This is a genomic window from Chromobacterium sp. CCUG 76385 (assembly GCF_059916625.1).
This window is the reverse complement of the sequence record NZ_JAUCGU010000011.1, coordinates 80,255-96,602: the sequence shown is the minus strand read 5'-3', so window position 1 is coordinate 96,602 and position 16,348 is coordinate 80,255. Positions and strand designations below refer to the sequence as shown.

Here is a 16,348-nt window from a genome sequence, read left to right as displayed (position 1 = left end):
GTTCACCCGCCGGCTTGACCAGGAACAAGAAAAAGCCCGCCAGGCGGCGGGCTCTCGGCAAAGGCTTTCGCGATCAGTCCAGATATTTCTTGAAGAACTTTTCCATCGCGCCATAGGCGGCGAAACGGTTTTCCTCGTTATGGAAGCCGTGGCCCTCGTTGTCCTTGACGATGTATTCCACTTCCACGCCGCGCTTCTTCAGCGCATCGACGATCTGGTTCGATTCGTTGATGTTGACGCGCGGGTCCTTGGCGCCTTGCAGCACCAGGAGCGGGGTCTGGATGCGGTCCACATGGAATACCGGCGAGCGTTCGCGCAGCAGGTCCTTGTCCTTTTCCGGGTGGCCCACCATCTCGTACATCGAATCCAGGAACGGCTTCCAGTACGGCGGAATGGTGGTCATGAAGGTGAACAGATTGGACACGCCGACGTAATCGACGGCGCAGCGGTACAGCTCCGGCGTCTTGGTGATGCCGGCCAGCGTGGCGTAGCCGCCATAGCTGCCGCCGTAAATGCACACTTTTTTCGGATCGGCGATGCCTTGCTGCACCAGCCAGTTGACGCCGTCGGTGACGTCATCCTGCATCTTGCCGCCCCACTCCTTGAACGAAGCCTCCCAGAACTGACGGCCATAGCCGGTGGAGCCGCGGAAGTTCATCTGCAGCACTGCCCAGCCGCGGTTGGCGAAGAATTGCACTTCCGGATTGAAGCCCCAGCTATCGCGATGCCACGGCCCGCCATGCGGATTGACGATCACCGGCAGGCCCTTGGCGTCTTCCTTGCCCTTGGGCAACGTCAGATAGCCGTGAATGGTCAGCCCGTCGCGGCTCTGGTACTGAATGGGCTTGATGGAGGCCATCTTGTCTTCGGGCAGCCACGGGGTGATATTGGCCAACAGCGTCAGCTTGTCGGATTTCGTGTCGTACAGATAGCGCTTGCCCTGGGTCTTGTCGTTCCAAGCCGCCACGATGAAGCGGTCTTCGGCGCGATCCGCAGATTGGATTTCAACCAAGTTGCCTGGAAAATGCGCCTGCAACTTGGCGTAAAGCTCGCGCGCCTGCGGATCGAAACACTCGCGGTCCAGCTTGTCGGTCTCAAAGCTGGCGCAAGTGATGACTTTACGTTTGCGCGAGTAGGCCAGATCGCTGACATCGACATCCTGGCGGGAATAGATTTCCTTCACTTCCTTGCCGGTCTTCGGGTCGTACTCGACGATGGCGGTCTTGTCGCGGCCCAGGTTGCTGGCGGCGTAGAAACGCTGGTTGTCGAAGGTGAAGAACAGCGGCGCAAAGCTCTCGCGGAAGGTGGTGGAGAGCAGCTTGCGGAACTTGCCGCCCGGCTCGTCGCGGTACAGCACGGTATTGTTGACGCCGTCGGTCTCGATGGCGATGCGGATATTGCCCTTGTGGTCCGTGCCCCAGCTGGTCACCTTGCCCGGATTTTCCGCTTCCAGCGTCAGCTTTCCGGTTTTCAAGTCCACCCGGTACACGTCGAAAACTTCGCGATTGCGCTTGTTCAGGCTGATCAGCAGCTGGTCGTCCTTGTCGATCAAACCATCCACGATTTCCGCGCGCACGCCGGGAAACGGGGTCAGGTCGCGCGTCTTGCCGGTTTTCAGGTCCACGCTGAACAGGTGGAAGTTTTCGTCGCCGCCATTGTCCTTGACGTAGACCAGTCGGTCGCTGCCCTTCCAGAAATACCCTGCCAGATCGCGGTCCTTCACTGCCGTTACGCGCTTGTCCGGCTGACCGGGACGGCGCACCACGATATTGCGGCGCGACTCCCACGGCGAGAGGAAGGCCACGCTCTTGCCATCGGGAGAGACGGTGAAATTGGTTTGTTCCGGGTTGCGGAAAAAGTCGCGCAGCGGGATATCCGCCGCCCATACCGATCCGGACAGCAGCGAAGCCGCCAGCGCGGTCATGATGGTTTGTTTCATTTTCATCCTCTGATTTCCATAGCGTCCTCGCCGGCGCTCCGTCGAATGCGGATCGTCTGGCTTGAAGAGACGCCCAAAGATCATAGCCCCGGCCGTCCTTACCCACAACATGCCAAAAGCATTTCGCAAGGAAAAAGCGCCGACACCCTGCTGCCTGACTACAATCGAAGCAAAGCGTTCCCGCGGAGATCGGAGAAAGCCATGGATATCCGCATCCTCGGCACCGCGGCCTGCATCGGCCAGCCCGGGTTGACCACTTGTCTGCTGCTGGGCCAGGACACCCTGCTGGATTGCGGCACCGGCTGCGGCAGCCTGGCGGCGGAAGAGATGCTGCGTCTGCGCCGCGTGCTGCTGACCCATAGCCACATCGACCACTGCGGCCTGCTGCCGCTGCTGGCCGACGTGCATGCCTGCCTGCACGGCCCCGGCCTGGATGTCTATGCGCATGAGGCCACCCTGGACGCGCTGCGCGAACACGTATTCAATGGCTGCATCTGGCCGGATTACACCCGCCAGCCGGCGCCCGACGCGCCCAGGCTGCGGCTGAAGCCGGTAGATGTCGGCGACGCCGTGACGCTGGAAGATGGCTTGGCCACCGCCTTGCCGGCCGAGCACAGCATCCCGGCGCTGGGCTGGCTGATCGAAGGCCCGTGGCGCGCCCTGGCCTTCAGCGGCGACTCCGCCCCTTGCCCGGCTTTTTGGCAGCGCCTAGCCGGCACGCCAGCGTTGACCGATGTGATCTGCGAAGTCACCTACAGCGACGAGCGACTACACGACGCGCAACAGCAAGGCCACATGGCGCCGGCGCTGTTGGGCAGCCTGCTGCCGCAGCTGCCCGCCAACGTCCATCTGTGGCTGACCCATATCGACCCCAGTTGCCGCGAGGCGGTGATGCAGCAGATGCTGAACCTCTGCCCGCCAGGCATGCACATCTGCCTGCTGAAAGAGGGTACGCTGATCGAACTTTGAGCCGCGATGGAGGAAGGATGCGATGCAAGGCTACCAGCTGTCGTTCTTCACCCAGCAAGGGCATCGCCATCATGGCGTGCCGCTGGCAGAGTGGATTCTGCAGGAAGCGCGCCGCCTGGGCATCAGCGGCGCCACGCTGTTCGCGGCCAGCGAAGGATTCGGCGCTGGCCGCCGCATCCATGCCGCGCGCTTCTTCGAGCTGTCCGACCAACCGGAAGAGGTGACGATGGCGCTGAACGCGGCGGAAGCCGACTTGTTGCTGGACCGGCTGCGCGAGGAAGGCGTCAAGGTGTTCTACGTCAAAATGCCCGTCGAATACGGCATGCTGGGAGAGGACTGAAGCCGCGCCGGCACGCCGGCGCGGAAACGGGCCCGAGGTTAGCCGGCAGGCCGGATGAAAGTGATATCGTCGAGCTTGGGTAGCGGAATCACCTGGCTGGCCACGCTGGCGAAATCGATATCGTTTAGCCGCAGTCCGCAATACTGCATGCAGTCATAGGTGCGCAGGGCAATCTCGCCGCTGTTCAGCCCTTTCACCACCGCCCATTGCGTGTAATCCTGGTCCTGGCCGTCGCGCACCGTGCCGCGCGGAATATCGACCGCATTGAGCAGATGGGTAGCCAGCGCATAGGCCTGACGCAAATCATCGGGCGGATTGGCGAACTGTTTCATATAAACGGTGCGGACGAAGCGCGCCGGCGGCGTGGCGTTGCCGGGCAAGCCGGCCATGCCGCCGCCATGCCCTGGCGGGGTGACCGGCAAGGTGCCGATCTCTCGCAGCTGCGGATCCTCTGGCGTCAGATTCAAGTAATTGCCCAGATTGTCCAGATGCCAGGGGAACCACGGCGCGTTGGTACAGACGCCTACCGGGTTATGGTAGATCTTTTGCTGGCCATCCTGGAATTCCACCACCAGCGAACGGCCGTCCTTGTCGACAATGGCGGCATGCAACGGCAGCTGTTTGGCCAGCCAGTCCGGCAGCCAGAATTGGCGCGTCGGCAGGAGCTCGCGCACATCCGACACGCTGCCGCAATGCGCCAGCACCCAGTCGGCGAATAGCGGCGCCAGCACCGTAGTCTCGACGCGGGCAAAATCCTGATACCGGGTGCCCGGCAGCCACAACAGGCTGACGCTGAGGCCGGCCTCGTTCAAGCCGTCGGAGACGATGCGCTGGGTGATTCCAGGCAAGGGCAGATTGGTGGAGCTGATGCCGACATAGCCATAGCGAACCGACCACGTCGGCGCATTGGCCATTTTCTGGAAATCCGCGCCGGCCCAAACCGGCTGCTGGAAGGACTCGCCGCGCCGCTGGATATAGAACGCCGGATCAAGCGAACGGGCGAACTCCATAGAGCGGCCCACCACATGATTCCTGTCCTTCGCCTGCAATTGAAAATGCGTGCACATGCCAGGTCTCCTACGTTCGTCCCATGCCCAACCGCCGGACGGTGCCGCCGACAAGGCGGCGACATGGGGTAGGCCATAGGAGACCTCGCCTTCAGTTCAGGCGAAACTGATCTTTCGCTCAGGACGCGTCAGAAGCTTACCTCGAAGCCCGCATCGGCCACCGCGGCAGCCAACTCTTCCGGCGATACGATGGCCGGATCGTAATTGATCTGGGCCTGCTTGGCCTGCAGGCTGACCGCCGCGTCGCTGACGCCGGCCATGGTATTCAGCACGCCCTGCACGCTGTTGACGCAGCCGCCGCAAGTCATGCCGTCGATGTTGAGGATCAGTTCTGCCATGTTTGTCTCCATTGCTTGAATTTATAAAGTGAGGGCGACTCAGAAAATATCAGCGCCAGCGGCGCAACAATAAAGAATTGGATACCACCGATACCGAGCTGGCGGCCATCGCCGCGCCGGCAATCACCGGACTGAGCAGCCCCAGCGCCGCCAGCGGGATGCCCAGCACGTTATACACGAAAGCAAACGCCAGGTTCTGCCGAATCTTGACCAGCGTGCGGCGCGACAGCCGGATGGCGTCCACTGCGTGGCGCAAGTCCCCGCGCATCAGGGTGATGTCGGCGGCGGAAATCGCCACGTCGGAACCAGACCCCATGGCCAAGCTGACATCGGCCGCCGCCAAGGCCGGCGCGTCGTTGACGCCATCGCCCAGCATCGCCACCTTGCGGCCGGCAGCCTGCAGCTCGCGCACCGCGGCGGCTTTGTCCTGCGGCCGCATGCCGGCGCGCCATTCCTCGACGCCGGCCTCGGCGGCGATGCTGCGCGCGGTGGCCGCGTCGTCGCCGGTCAGCATCATCACCCGCACGCCCAGGCTGCGCGCTTGGCGCAGCGCCTCGGCCGAGCTGGCGCGCAGAGGATCGGCCAGTGCCAGCCAGCCCAGCGCCTGCTTATCCAGACTGACCGCCACCACGGTGGCGCCTGCGTCCTGCCAAGCGCGCACCTCGTCGGGCATGGCCATGTCCAACCAAGCCGGCGTGCCGACCCGCGCCAGGCCGCGCCCTGCCACCTGCGCCGCGATGCCGCGCCCCACCTCCGCTCGGAAATCGGCGCAAGTCAGCAGCGGCAGTCCCCGCTCCTGCGCTTTTTGCAGCAAGGCGCGCGCCAAGGGATGCTCGGAACCGGCCTCCGCGCTGGCGGCCAGCTGGATCAGCGCATCCTCATCGCCGCTCAGCGCCAGCGCGTGGCGCAATACCGGCCGCCCCTCGGTCAACGTGCCGGTCTTGTCCACCAGCAGCACATCCACCTTGCCGGCGCGCTCCAGCGCCTCGGCATTGCGGAACAAGATGCCGCGCCGCGCGCCATTGCCCACGCCCACCATGATGGCGGTCGGCGTCGCCAGGCCGAGCGCGCAGGGGCAGGCGATCACCAGCACCGCCACCGCGTGGATCAAGGCCGCGCTCCAGCTGCCCAGCAGCCAGCCCGTCAATAGAAACGTCAGCAGCGCGACGGCGCTGACTGCCGGCACGAACACGGCGGAGAGATGATCGGCCAGCCGCTGGATCGGCGCCTTGCTGCCCTGGGCAGCAGCCACCATGCGCACAATCTCCGCCAGTTGCGTTTCGCTGCCCACACTTTGCGCCCGCACCTTCAGCATGCCGTCCTGATTGCGCGTGGCGGCGTAGACCTTGTCCCCGGCGCGTTTGGCCACTGGCCGGCTTTCTCCGGTCAGCATGCTCTCGTCCAGCCAGGCCTCGCCCGACACCACCTCGCCATCCACCGGCAGGCTGTCTCCATGGCGCACCACCACGATATCGCCATGCTTGAGTCTATCCACCGGCACATCGATCAATTCCCCTCCCTGCTCCACCCGCGCCGTCTTGGGCGCCAGCTTCATCAAGGCGGCGATGGCCGCCGAGGCCTTGCCCTTGGCGCGCGCCTCCAGCAGCTTGCCCAATAACACCAGCGTGATCACCATCGCGCTGGCTTCGAAATACACATGTTGCTCCGGCAGATTGAGCAGCGTAACCGCGGCGGACAGCAGCCAGGCCATGCTGGTGCCCAGCGCCACCAGCACGTCCATATTGGCGACGCCGCCGCGCAAGGCCTGCCAGGCGCCGCGGTAGAAACGCCAGCCGATGACGAACTGCACGGGAGTGGCCAGCGCCAGCTGCCACAGCCGCGGCAGCCAGCCATGATGGCTGCCGGCGAACATGGCGATCATCTCGACCAGGAAAGGCAGGGTCAGCGCGGCCGACGCGGCGAACCAGGCCAATTCGCGTCGATAGCGGGCGGCGGAGGCGTCTGCGGCTTTGTCCTCGGTCTCAGGCAGCAAGGGTTCGAAGCCGGCGCGGCGCACCGCCGCCAGCACGGCTTCCTGATCCGTCAGGCCAGGCAGCCATGCCAGCTGCGCCGACTCCCCGGCGAAGCTGACGCTGGCGCTGACGCCAGGCAGCTTGCCCAAGACTTTTTCCAAGCGGGTGGCGCAAGCGGCGCAGCTCATGCCGGCGATGCCGAGGCGCATCGACTGCCGCGGCACGGCGAAGCCGCAGCGCTCTATGGCTGCCACCAGTTGCTGCGGATTGGCCTGCGCCGGGTCGTAACGCAGCTGCGCGCTCTCGCTGGCGAAGCTGACCGCGGCGTCGACGCCGGGCAAGCGGTTCAACTGCTTTTCGATGCGGGCGGCGCAGGCCGCGCAGCTCATGCCGGAAACCGGCAGGGTAAGCGATTGCGTCATGACGACCTCCTTCCGCCCATTATATACCCCCCAAGGGTATTAAAGACAAGCGAGAAAGCGTGCATGGACTTTACCCATGGCCGCCAGCGTGTTAACAAATACACCTGAACACAACAATAAGGTGTTGCCCATGCCCCTGAAACGTTATGGCGCCGACTGCGCATTGCTGGTAGTGGACGTGCAGAACAGCTTCTGTCCCGGCGGCGAGCTGGCCGTGCCCGGCGGCGACGAAGTGGTGCCGCTGATCAACCACCTGTCGCTGCTGTTCGAAAACGTGGTGCTGACCCAGGACTGGCATCCGCGCGGCCACATCTCCTTCGCCAGCAGCCATCCCGGCAAGCAGCCCTTTCAGAACATAGACCTGCCCTACGGCGCGCAGACGCTGTGGCCGGACCATTGCGTGGCCGGCAGCCACGGCGCGGCCTTCCATGCCGAGCTGGAAACCGAACACGCCCGGCTCATCGTGCGCAAGGGCATCCATGCCGCGGTGGACAGCTATTCCGCTTTCGTCGAGGCGGACCGGACCACGCCGACCGGCCTGGTCGGCTATCTGAATACGCTGGGGGTCAAGAAAGTGTGGCTGGCTGGTTTGGCCACCGACTTCTGCGTGGCCTGGAGCGCCATCGACGCCCGCGCCGCCGGTTTTGAAACCTTCGTGGTGGAGGACGCCTGCCGCGCGATAGACATCGACGGTTCGCTGGCCGATGCCTGGATGACAATGCGGCAGGCGGGTGTGAAGCGGGTGAGATCGGATGAGGTGTAAAAAACGATCAGCCCAAACAATACGAGCTGATCGGCGTATCTGAAACCGTTAAGCTCAAATCCACTTCCGCTTCCAGAACGCCCACGCCAGGCCGCTGGTGAGCACCGACATCGCGCCCAACACCGCATGATAGCCATAGCGCCACTTCAGCTCCGGCATGTGCTCGAAGTTCATGCCGTAGATGCCGGCGATCAGCGTCAGCGGCATGAAGATCATGGTCAGCACGGTCAACTTGCGCATCTGCAGATTGAGCCGGTTGGACTGGGTGGACAGGTATAGGTCCAGCATGTCGCTGACCATCTCCCGGCTCATTTCCAGCGACTCCAGCAACTGGATGGTATGGTCATAAGCGTCGCGCAGATACAGCTGGGTTTCCGGCGCGAACAAGCCATCTTCGCCGCGATTCAGCGTCAACAGCACTTCGCGCAGCGGCAACAGGGCGCGGCGCAGCTTGAGGCAGTCGCGCTTCAGGCGCTGCACCTGGCGCAGCAGGCCATGATCGTTGCCGGACAACAGGCGGCCATCGACCTGCTCCATGCGCTCATTGAACCGGGTATGCACCGCCAGGTAATCGTCTATCACCGCATCCAGCAAAGAATAAGCCAGATAGTCGGCGCCTTTGCGGCGGACCTGGCCGCGCTGGCGGCGCAGCCGGTCGCGCACCGCATCGAACACGCCGATGGGGCGCGCCTGGAAAGTCAGCACAAACCCCTCGCCCAACACCATGTAAACCTGGTCGGACACCAGCCGGCTGCCATCCAGCGGATAATCGAACACCCGGCTGACGATGAACAGATAATCGCCGTAGTCTTCCACCTTGGGCCGCTGGCCGGCGTTGAGGATATCCTCCAGCACCAGCGGATGCAGCCCAAAATGGCTGCCCAGGCGCTTGAGCGCCTCGGGGTCGCGCAGGCCGTACACATTGAGCCAGCGCACCTTGCCTGACGGAGAATGGGCCAGCGCTGCCTCGACATCGCGGCAAACGGTTTCACGCAAGGCATCGGCGTCGTATTCGATCCAGCTCAGGCTGGCTTCACCGGATTGGGGCTCGCCGACGGGAATCAGCGCGCCAGGCGCTTCGCCCAGCGACGGGATCTGGCGTTTCAGGACAGGATGGCGCATGCGGCTCCTTGGACATGATGGAGAGGATGTTCCAGGCGCCGGCGCGCAATGAAAAGGCCCGGGACAGCCCGGGCCGCGTCGCCGCTATATCAGCGTCGGCTTATTCCTGGACGATGTCCAGTTTGAACCCGATAGTCTTCCATTGGTTCACTTCCTGACGGAAACTACTGGCGGTCAGCGGATTGTCCTGCAGCCAGGATTGGCTGACTTTCAGCTCAAAACCGTTGGCGTTCTGCTTCAGATCCAGCACCTCCGGCAACGCCAGCGGCTGGCGGCGGCGATGGAACAGCACGGCGATGCGCAGCGCGACAACGGCCTGCCACAACGCCGGCTGGCTGATGTATTGCGCCATCTTGCCCATGTCGCCGCGGTGGCCCAGCACGATCGTGGCCAGCGCCGCTTGTTCGCGCTTGGAGAAGCCCGGCATGTCGGCGTTCTGCAGGATATAGGTGGAATGCTTGTGATAGGCGGTGTGGGCGATGGTCAGGCCGATTTCGTGCAGCTTGGCCGCCCAGGACAGCAGCTTCAGCATGTCCTGGTCCACGTCCTCGCCGGCCAGCATGCGGTACAGCCGCTCGGCCAGCTGATTGACCCGCTCGGCCTGCTGCGCGTCCACGTGATAACGCCGCTTGAACAGCCCCACCGTGCTGTCGCGCATGTCCTTCTCGCGCTGGCGGCCCAAGAGGTCGTACAACACGCCGTCGCGCAGCGCGCCTTCGGTGACGATCATCTTCTCGACCTGCAGCTCCTCGAACACCGCGATCATGATGGCCAGCCCGCCGGCCAGCACCGGCGCGCGGTCGGCCTTCAGGCCGTTGATCTTGATGGCGTCTATGCTGCCCTGCTTGATCAGCAGCTCGCGCAATTGCTCCATGCCGTCCAGCGTGATGTCGGAGCGGCTCCAGTCGTTGATCTCCAGCACGTCGCGCAAGGAGCGCGCGGTGCCGGAGGTGCCGACGGCGAGCTGCCATTCGCTGGGCCGGTACTCATGGCGGATGCGTTGGATCTCGTTGCGCGCGGCGAGGGTCGCGTCGCGGAAATTGCTGCGCGTGAGCTTGCCGCCGGGGAAGAAGCGCAGCGTGTAGCTGACGCAGCCCAGCGGCAGGCTTTCGGTCACCAGGGCCTTGTAGTGGCTGCCGATGATGAATTCGGTGGAACCGCCGCCGATATCCACCACCATGCGTCGCTCCTTGGTGTCCGGCAGCGAGTGGGCCGCGCCCAGGTAAATCAGCCGCGCCTCTTCGCGGCCGGCGATCACCTCGATGGGGAAACCCAGCTTCTGTTCGGCCTCTTCAATGAAGGCCGCCGCATTCTTGGCGACGCGCAGCGTATTGGTGCCGACGATGCGCACCTGGCCCGACACGAAACCGCGCAAGCGCTCGCCGAAACGGGCCAGGCAAGCCAGCGCGCGCTGCTGAGTGTCTTCATCCAGATTTTTTTCGGCAGTCAGGCCGGCGCCCAGACGAACGGTTTCTTTCATCACGTCCAGCGCGTACAGCTGGTCGTCCACTACGCGGGAAACCTGCAGGCGGAAGCTGTTGGACCCCAGGTCTACGGTGGCCAATACGGTGTGGGGGGGCGTGGTGTGTGTCAAAGACACCCCTTTTCTTGTTCGATGGTTTCTGCCCGGCGCGCGCGGCGCAAAAACCCGGTGCCTCGCCTTGGCAACAAAATGGCGGTAACCGTGAAATGTTACCGCCATTTTGCCTCCCGCGTCATGTCAGGCAAGCGCCCGCCTCAGCGGCCGAGCGTCTCGCGCTTGATGGCTTCCAGCGTGGTGTGGCGGATGTCCTTGCCCTTCACCAGATAGACCACGTACTCGGAGATGTTCTTGGCGTGGTCGCCGATGCGCTCGATGGCCTTGGACATGAACAACGTGTCGATGGACATGCTGATGGTGCGCGGATCTTCCATCATGAAGGTGATCAGCTGGCGCAGCTCGGAGGCGAAGTTCTCGTCCAGCCGCATGTCTTCCTCCGCTAGCTCCAAGGCGGCGGACGGATCCAGCCGGGCAAAGGCGTCCAGCGCGCGGCGCAGCATGGCCAGCGCCACCTCGGCCATCTTTTCGATCTCGCGGAAGCGCGGCATCTGGTAGCGCTCGGACTGATGGATGGTCTTGCCCATGCGCGCGATCTTGGCCGCTTCGTCGCCGATGCGCTCCAGATCGGTGATGATCTTGATCACGGTGAACACGATGCGCAGATCGCTGGCCGCCGGCTGGCGGCGGGCGATGATGTGCAGACAGTCATCGTCGATGCCGACTTCCATCGCATTGACCAGGGCGTCCTCGGCCGCCACCTTGTCCAGACGGGCGATATCGCCGGACATCAAGGCATCGACAGCGGACAGGATCTGTTGCTCCACCAGGCCGCCCATTTGCAGCACGCGGGTACGGATGGTTTCCAGTTCCAGATCGAACTGCTTGGAAATATGCTCTGCCATGTCTGCCTCAAGGATCTTGCAAGTAAAAAGAAAATGGTAAGGCGGCAAGATGACAGTGCCGTGACATGTCTTCTCTACGCGTCGGCAAGGCGATGCCCTTACCAATTAAATCAGCTTAGCGCGGCCAGACGCCGAGGCAAGACGCGCCGCCCAATCGACACAAAAGATCGGCCAGGCAGGCGTCCGGCATCGGCTTGGCCGGCGCGCGCGCTCAGCGCAGCACGGCTACGCCGTCCTGCTTGCCCAGCAGCAGCACATCGGCGCGGCGGCGGGCAAACAAGCCGCAGGTGACCACTCCGGCGATATGGTTGATGGTTTCTTCCAGCTCCACCGGCTTCATGATCTGCAGGCCGTGCACGTCCAGGATCACATTGCCGTTGTCGGTGGTGACGCCCTGGCGCAGTTCCGGATGGCCGCCCAGGCGCACCAGTTCGCGCGCCACATAGCTGCGCGCCATCGGGATGACTTCGATCGGCAGCGGAAAAGCGCCCAGCATGGTGACGTACTTCTTCTCGTCGGCGATGCAGATGAACTCTTCGGCCACGCCGGCCACGATCTTCTCGCGGGTCAACGCCGCGCCGCCACCCTTGATCATGTGCAGGTGATGGTTGATCTCGTCGGCGCCGTCAATGTACACCGGCAGATTGTCGACTTCGTTCAGATCGAATACCGGGATGTGGTGCGCCTTCAAGCGAGCGGTGGAGGCATCGGAGCTGGACACCGCGCCCTTGATCCGGTCCTTGATGCCGGCCAGTTCCTCGATGAACAGATTGACGGTGCTGCCGGTGCCCACGCCGATAATGGCGTCTTCCGGCACGAATTCCAGCGCTTTCTTGGCAACGGCGAGTTTGAGTTGATCCTGGGTCAGCATAATGTAGCCTCCTGGCATGTTGTTGTGCCGGCCGAGTCGGCGCCCGGCATGAGCGATGATGTCCAATTATCCCACAAGCAGGCTGTCATGACAGCCGGCGGCGGGGCTAAACCGGGATCAGCAGGCAGACGGCCTGGGCCTCGATCGCCTCGCAGCGGCCAAGATAGCCCAGCTTCTCGTTGGTCTTGCCCTTGACGTTGACCGCGCCGACATCGAGCCCCAGATCGGCCGCGATATTGGCGCGCATGGCGTCGATGTGCGGCGCCAGCTTCGGCTGTTGCGCGATCAGGGTGCTGTCCACATTGATCGGCCGCCAGCCGGCGGCGCGCACGCGCGCGGCGGCCTCGCGCAACAAGACGCGGCTGTCCGCGCCCTTGAATTCCACCGCCGTATCCGGGAAATGGCGGCCGATGTCGCCCAGCGCCGCCGCGCCCAGCAAGGCGTCGGTGATGGCGTGCAGCAAGGCGTCGGCGTCGGAATGGCCCAAGAGGCCTTTCTCATGCGGAATTTCCACCCCGCCCAGAATCAGCGGCCTGCCTGCCGCCAGTTGATGCACATCGTAACCCTGCCCGATACGAAACATACTCTTCCCTTAATATTTCAATTCTGCGCTATTGTTCTCCGCGCGCGGCCAGAATGGCCTTGGCCAGGGCCAGATCGCGCGGATAGGTCACCTTGAAGTTTTGCGCATCTCCCTCCACCAGCAGCGGCTTCAATCCCTGCCGCTCCACCGCGGAAGCCTCATCGGTGATGTCGTCCACCGCGCCCTCTCCCAGCGCCCGCGCCAGCAGACCGGCGCGGAACATCTGCGGCGTTTGCGCCAGCCACAGGGCATTGCGCGGCACGGTGGCGGCGACATGGCTGTCAGCGTCCGCCCGCTTGACGGTGTCCGGCACCGGCAAGGCCAGCAGGCCGCCCACCGGATGGCCCGCCAAGGCGGCGATCAACCGCTCCACCGCCGCCACCGACAGACAGCAGCGCGCCGCATCGTGCACCAGCACCCAGTCGTCCTCGGCCGGCATCAATGCCGCCAAGCCGTTGGCCACGCTCAGGGCACGGCTGGCGCCGCCGACGCGGTGCACCTCCAGCTTGGGCAGACGCCAATCGAAATCATCAAACCATTCGTCTTGCGGCGAAATCACCACCGCCACCTTGTCTATCGCCGGCACCGCCGCCAGCGTGGCCAGCGCGTGCCACATCAGCGGCCTGCCGTTCAATTGCAGATACTGCTTGGGGCTGGGCGCGCCGAAACGGCTGCCCGATCCTGCGGCCGGCACCAGCGCAATCATTTGGGCCATGGCTCAAGCCTCCGCCGGCGCCGGGTTTTCCAGCGCGCGCCAGACGCAGCTGCCCTTGACCGTCTTGTCCAGCACGTCCAGATAGGCTTGGTGCTCGGCCAGCTCGGCCTCATTGGCGGCCCGCACTGTCAAGGGCTTGCGCTCGAAAGTCAGGTCGTGGCCGGCATGCCCGCCCGGCACCTCTACCTCGATGTCCATCGCCAGGCTTTCCTGGCCGCGGGTCATCCATAGATAGACTTCCGACAGCAGCTCACAGTCCACCAGCGCGCCGTGCAAGGTCCGGTTGGAGCGGTCGATCTCGAAACGGTCGCACAAGGCATCCAGGCTGTTGCGCTTGCCGGGGAACATGTCGCGCGCTTCGGCCAGCGTATCGATGACGTTGGCGCACAGCTTGTCGATCGGTTCCATGCCGAGCTTGGCGAATTCGGCATTCAGAAAGCCGACGTCGAACGGCGCGTTGTGGATGATCAGCTCGGCGTCGCGCAGGAAATCCGCAATTTCCGCCGCCACTTTGGCATACACCGGCTTGCCTTCGAGGAACTCCAGCGAAATGCCGTGCACGCGCTGGGCCTCGGGATCGATCGGACGCTCCGGGTGGATGTAAAGATGCAGATGCTTGCCGGTGAGCTTGCGGCCAACCATTTCCAGACCGGCGAATTCGATGATGCGGTGGCCCTGATTCGGGTCGAGACCGGTGGTTTCGGTATCGAGGATAATCTGTCTCATGCTGCTTCCCGGCCGCCGCGCCAAGGCGCGGCGGCTGCTTGTTGCTGGCTCAGACCGAAGTAACGCCCTTATTGGCGAGCTGGTCGGCTCTTTCATTGAATTCGTGGCCGGAATGGCCCTTGACCCAGCGCCACTCCACTTCCAGGTGGCGATTGCGCTCGGCATCCAGTTGCTGCCACAGATCGGCGTTCTTCACCGGCTCCTTGGACGCGGTCTTCCAGCCGCGCGCCTTCCAGCCGTGTATCCACTCGGAAATGCCCTTCTGCACGTATTGCGAGTCGGTATAGACCACCACTCGGCACGGCCGGTTCAACGCGGCCAGGCCGCGGATCACTGCCATGATTTCCATCCGGTTGTTCGTGGTGCCGCGCTCGCCGCCGAACAGCTCTTTTTCCTTGCCCTTGAAGCGCAACAGCGCCCCCCAGCCGCCGGGGCCGGGATTGCCCTTGCAGGCGCCGTCGGTATAAATCTCAACCTTGTCGTCAGTCGTCATGCTGTCTCGTTCAATGGCAGGACGATGCGCCGTCCCGCTCGTTTGTTTCCGGTGCCTTGTGCGTGTGCTGGCGTTCATTGCCCGCCACCACCCCCAAAGCGCCCTTGTTCTTGACCGCCTGTTTCCAGGCCGGCGTAATCAAGCGCATGCCGCGCTGGCGCTTGACCGCCTCGATGCCGTATACCCCGGCCGCCAGCGGCCACCAGCGCTCGCCGACATCTTCCAGAAAATCGCAGCGCGACAGCCAGTCCTGACGCGAGAACGGCGGCGCGTAAGCCAGAAAGGCCGCCTCTTCCAGCTCCAAATCCAGCAAAGCCAACCAGTCCTTGATCCGCAACTGGGTAAAAAAGTTGCCGTTCCACGGCGCAGATTCCTTGCCCTGGATCAGCCGACGCACGCCCCACAAGGACAGCGGATTGAAACCGGTCAGAATCAGCCGGCCCTCCGGCATCAGCACGCGGTCGGCCTCGCGCAGCACCTGGTGCGGCAGGGTGGTAAAATCCAGAACATGAGGCATGACCAGCAAATCCAGGCTGCGGGTCTCAAACGGCAGGAAGGCCGGGTCGCAACGCACGTCCACCTCGCCATGGCCAGCCACCCGGCACTGCCAGGGAATGCGATTGCCGCGCAGACAGTCCATCTCCGGCACGCCCACCTGCACCGCATGGTAGCCGAAGGCGTCGGCCACCGCCCGCTCGAAGTATTCCTGCTCGCGCGCCAGCAGATAACGGCCCAGTTCGGTGCCGGTCAGCCAGCCGCCAAACGAATTTTTCATTGAGGAAGGCCTTATGGCAGCCACATTTAGCATCACCCCGATCGGGGCTTTCTCAGACAATTATATCTGGCTTTTGCAGCAAGGCGCGCGCGCCGTCGCGGTGGACCCCGGCGAAGCCGCGCCGCTGCTGGGCCATCTGCGGTCGCACGGCCTGCAGCTCGAAGCCATCCTGGTCACCCACCACCACGCCGATCATTGCGGCGGGCTGGCGGAACTGAAGCAGGCATGGCCGGATGCGATTGTCTATGGCCCAGCCGGCATCGCTGGCGTCGACATCCCGCTGATGGAAGGCGACACCGTGTCGCTGAGCATGGGCGAGGCCTGTGTGTTGGCCGTGCCCGGCCACACCCTGGACCACCTGGCATATCGGTTTGACGATGCGCTGTTTTGCGGCGACACGCTATTCGCGGCTGGCTGCGGCAGGCTGTTTGAAGGCACAGCTGCGCAGATGCTGTCTTCGCTGAAAAAACTGGCCGAGCTGCCGCCGCAAACCAAAGTTTATCCAGCGCACGAATATACCTTGTCGAATTTGCGCTTCGCGCTGGCCGCGGACCCCGCCAATCCCGTGCTGGCCATGCGTCTGAGCCGTGATCAGGCGCTGCGCGATCGCGGCCAGCCGACCCTGCCGAGCACCATCGCGCTGGAAACAGCCAGCAACCCGTTTTTGCGCTGCAACACCGCCGGCATCCGCCAAAGCCTGCTGGCACAAGGCGCGCAGGCCGGCGACGACGAGACGGCCGCTTTCGCCCGGCTGCGCGCCTGGAAGGATGTTTTTCGCCCATGAACCGCATGCGAAATAAGTAACTTCAC

The 16,348-nt window shown here is 63.8% G+C and carries 17 protein-coding genes; 4 read left to right on the top strand and 13 right to left on the bottom strand.

Going from position 1 to position 16,348, the window contains the following annotated elements; translation table 11 throughout:
• Positions 1-73: 73 nt before the first annotated feature.
• Positions 74-1,945, bottom strand: coding sequence for a S9 family peptidase (locus tag QUG01_RS09855; RefSeq protein WP_500829975.1), 1,872 nt, complete (start codon positions 1,943-1,945; stop codon positions 74-76).
• A 195-nt stretch (positions 1,946-2,140) separates the two neighbouring features.
• Here QUG01_RS09855 and QUG01_RS09850 point away from each other — a divergent pair, with 195 nt between their 5' ends.
• Together QUG01_RS09850 and QUG01_RS09845 are read left to right on the top strand one after the other, a co-directional pair.
• Positions 2,141-2,908, top strand: coding sequence for a 3',5'-cyclic-nucleotide phosphodiesterase (locus tag QUG01_RS09850; RefSeq protein WP_500829974.1), 768 nt, complete (start codon positions 2,141-2,143; stop codon positions 2,906-2,908).
• Between the two features lie 22 nt (positions 2,909-2,930).
• The gene (locus QUG01_RS09845) at positions 2,931-3,248 is read left to right on the top strand and encodes a DUF190 domain-containing protein (RefSeq protein WP_500829973.1); all 318 of its coding nucleotides are present in this window, start codon (positions 2,931-2,933) and stop codon (positions 3,246-3,248) included.
• Between the two features lie 38 nt (positions 3,249-3,286).
• On the opposite strand, the gene QUG01_RS09840 is transcribed toward QUG01_RS09845, so the two are convergent.
• The 3 genes from QUG01_RS09840 to QUG01_RS09830 form a co-directional block, all read right to left on the bottom strand.
• Positions 3,287-4,315: a linear amide C-N hydrolase gene (locus QUG01_RS09840; protein ID WP_500829972.1), complete on the bottom strand. Its 1,029-nt coding sequence runs from the start codon at positions 4,313-4,315 to the stop codon at positions 3,287-3,289.
• A 128-nt stretch (positions 4,316-4,443) separates the two neighbouring features.
• Positions 4,444-4,653, bottom strand: coding sequence for a heavy-metal-associated domain-containing protein (locus QUG01_RS09835; RefSeq protein WP_500829971.1), 210 nt, complete (start codon positions 4,651-4,653; stop codon positions 4,444-4,446).
• A gap of 49 nt (positions 4,654-4,702) precedes the next feature.
• On the bottom strand, positions 4,703-7,048 hold the full coding sequence (locus tag QUG01_RS09830; protein WP_500829970.1) for a heavy metal translocating P-type ATPase: 2,346 nt from the start codon (positions 7,046-7,048) through the stop codon (positions 4,703-4,705).
• A gap of 130 nt (positions 7,049-7,178) precedes the next feature.
• Here QUG01_RS09830 and pncA point away from each other — a divergent pair, with 130 nt between their 5' ends.
• Positions 7,179-7,811, top strand: a complete 633-nt coding sequence (pncA, locus tag QUG01_RS09825) for a bifunctional nicotinamidase/pyrazinamidase (protein WP_500829969.1) — start codon at positions 7,179-7,181, stop codon at positions 7,809-7,811.
• Between the two features lie 54 nt (positions 7,812-7,865).
• Here pncA and corA read toward each other — a convergent pair whose 3' ends face one another.
• From corA to QUG01_RS09780, 9 genes are all read right to left on the bottom strand, one after another.
• On the bottom strand, positions 7,866-8,933 hold the full coding sequence (gene corA / locus QUG01_RS09820) for a magnesium/cobalt transporter CorA (protein ID WP_500829968.1): 1,068 nt from the start codon (positions 8,931-8,933) through the stop codon (positions 7,866-7,868).
• A 100-nt stretch (positions 8,934-9,033) separates the two neighbouring features.
• Positions 9,034-10,527 (bottom strand): exopolyphosphatase, encoded by a 1,494-nt coding sequence (gene ppx, locus QUG01_RS09815; RefSeq protein ID WP_500829990.1) that lies wholly within the window; start codon positions 10,525-10,527, stop codon positions 9,034-9,036.
• Positions 10,528-10,670: 143 nt separating this feature from the next.
• Complete coding sequence (gene phoU, locus QUG01_RS09810) at positions 10,671-11,375, bottom strand: phosphate signaling complex protein PhoU (protein WP_500829967.1); 705 nt, start codon at positions 11,373-11,375, stop codon at positions 10,671-10,673.
• Between the two features lie 211 nt (positions 11,376-11,586).
• On the bottom strand, positions 11,587-12,246 hold the full coding sequence (gene rpiA, locus QUG01_RS09805; RefSeq protein ID WP_500829966.1) for a ribose-5-phosphate isomerase RpiA: 660 nt from the start codon (positions 12,244-12,246) through the stop codon (positions 11,587-11,589).
• A 106-nt stretch (positions 12,247-12,352) separates the two neighbouring features.
• Positions 12,353-12,829 (bottom strand): 2-C-methyl-D-erythritol 2,4-cyclodiphosphate synthase, encoded by a 477-nt coding sequence (gene ispF, locus QUG01_RS09800; RefSeq protein ID WP_500829965.1) that lies wholly within the window; start codon positions 12,827-12,829, stop codon positions 12,353-12,355.
• A gap of 28 nt (positions 12,830-12,857) precedes the next feature.
• Entirely contained in the window at positions 12,858-13,544 is a 687-nt protein-coding gene (gene ispD / locus QUG01_RS09795; RefSeq protein WP_500829964.1) for a 2-C-methyl-D-erythritol 4-phosphate cytidylyltransferase, read from the bottom strand.
• 3 nt (positions 13,545-13,547) lie between these two features.
• Positions 13,548-14,270 (bottom strand): DNA polymerase III subunit epsilon, encoded by a 723-nt coding sequence (dnaQ, locus tag QUG01_RS09790; RefSeq protein ID WP_500829963.1) that lies wholly within the window; start codon positions 14,268-14,270, stop codon positions 13,548-13,550.
• 49 nt (positions 14,271-14,319) lie between these two features.
• Complete coding sequence (gene rnhA, locus QUG01_RS09785) at positions 14,320-14,763, bottom strand: ribonuclease HI (RefSeq protein ID WP_500829962.1); 444 nt, start codon at positions 14,761-14,763, stop codon at positions 14,320-14,322.
• A 10-nt stretch (positions 14,764-14,773) separates the two neighbouring features.
• Positions 14,774-15,538 carry a class I SAM-dependent methyltransferase gene (locus QUG01_RS09780; protein WP_500829961.1) on the bottom strand — a complete coding sequence of 255 codons (765 nt, stop codon included), beginning with the start codon at positions 15,536-15,538 and terminating at the stop codon, positions 14,774-14,776.
• 13 nt (positions 15,539-15,551) lie between these two features.
• Here QUG01_RS09780 and gloB point away from each other — a divergent pair, with 13 nt between their 5' ends.
• Complete coding sequence (gene gloB / locus QUG01_RS09775; protein ID WP_500829960.1) at positions 15,552-16,322, top strand: hydroxyacylglutathione hydrolase; 771 nt, start codon at positions 15,552-15,554, stop codon at positions 16,320-16,322.
• Positions 16,323-16,348 lie beyond the last annotated feature (26 nt).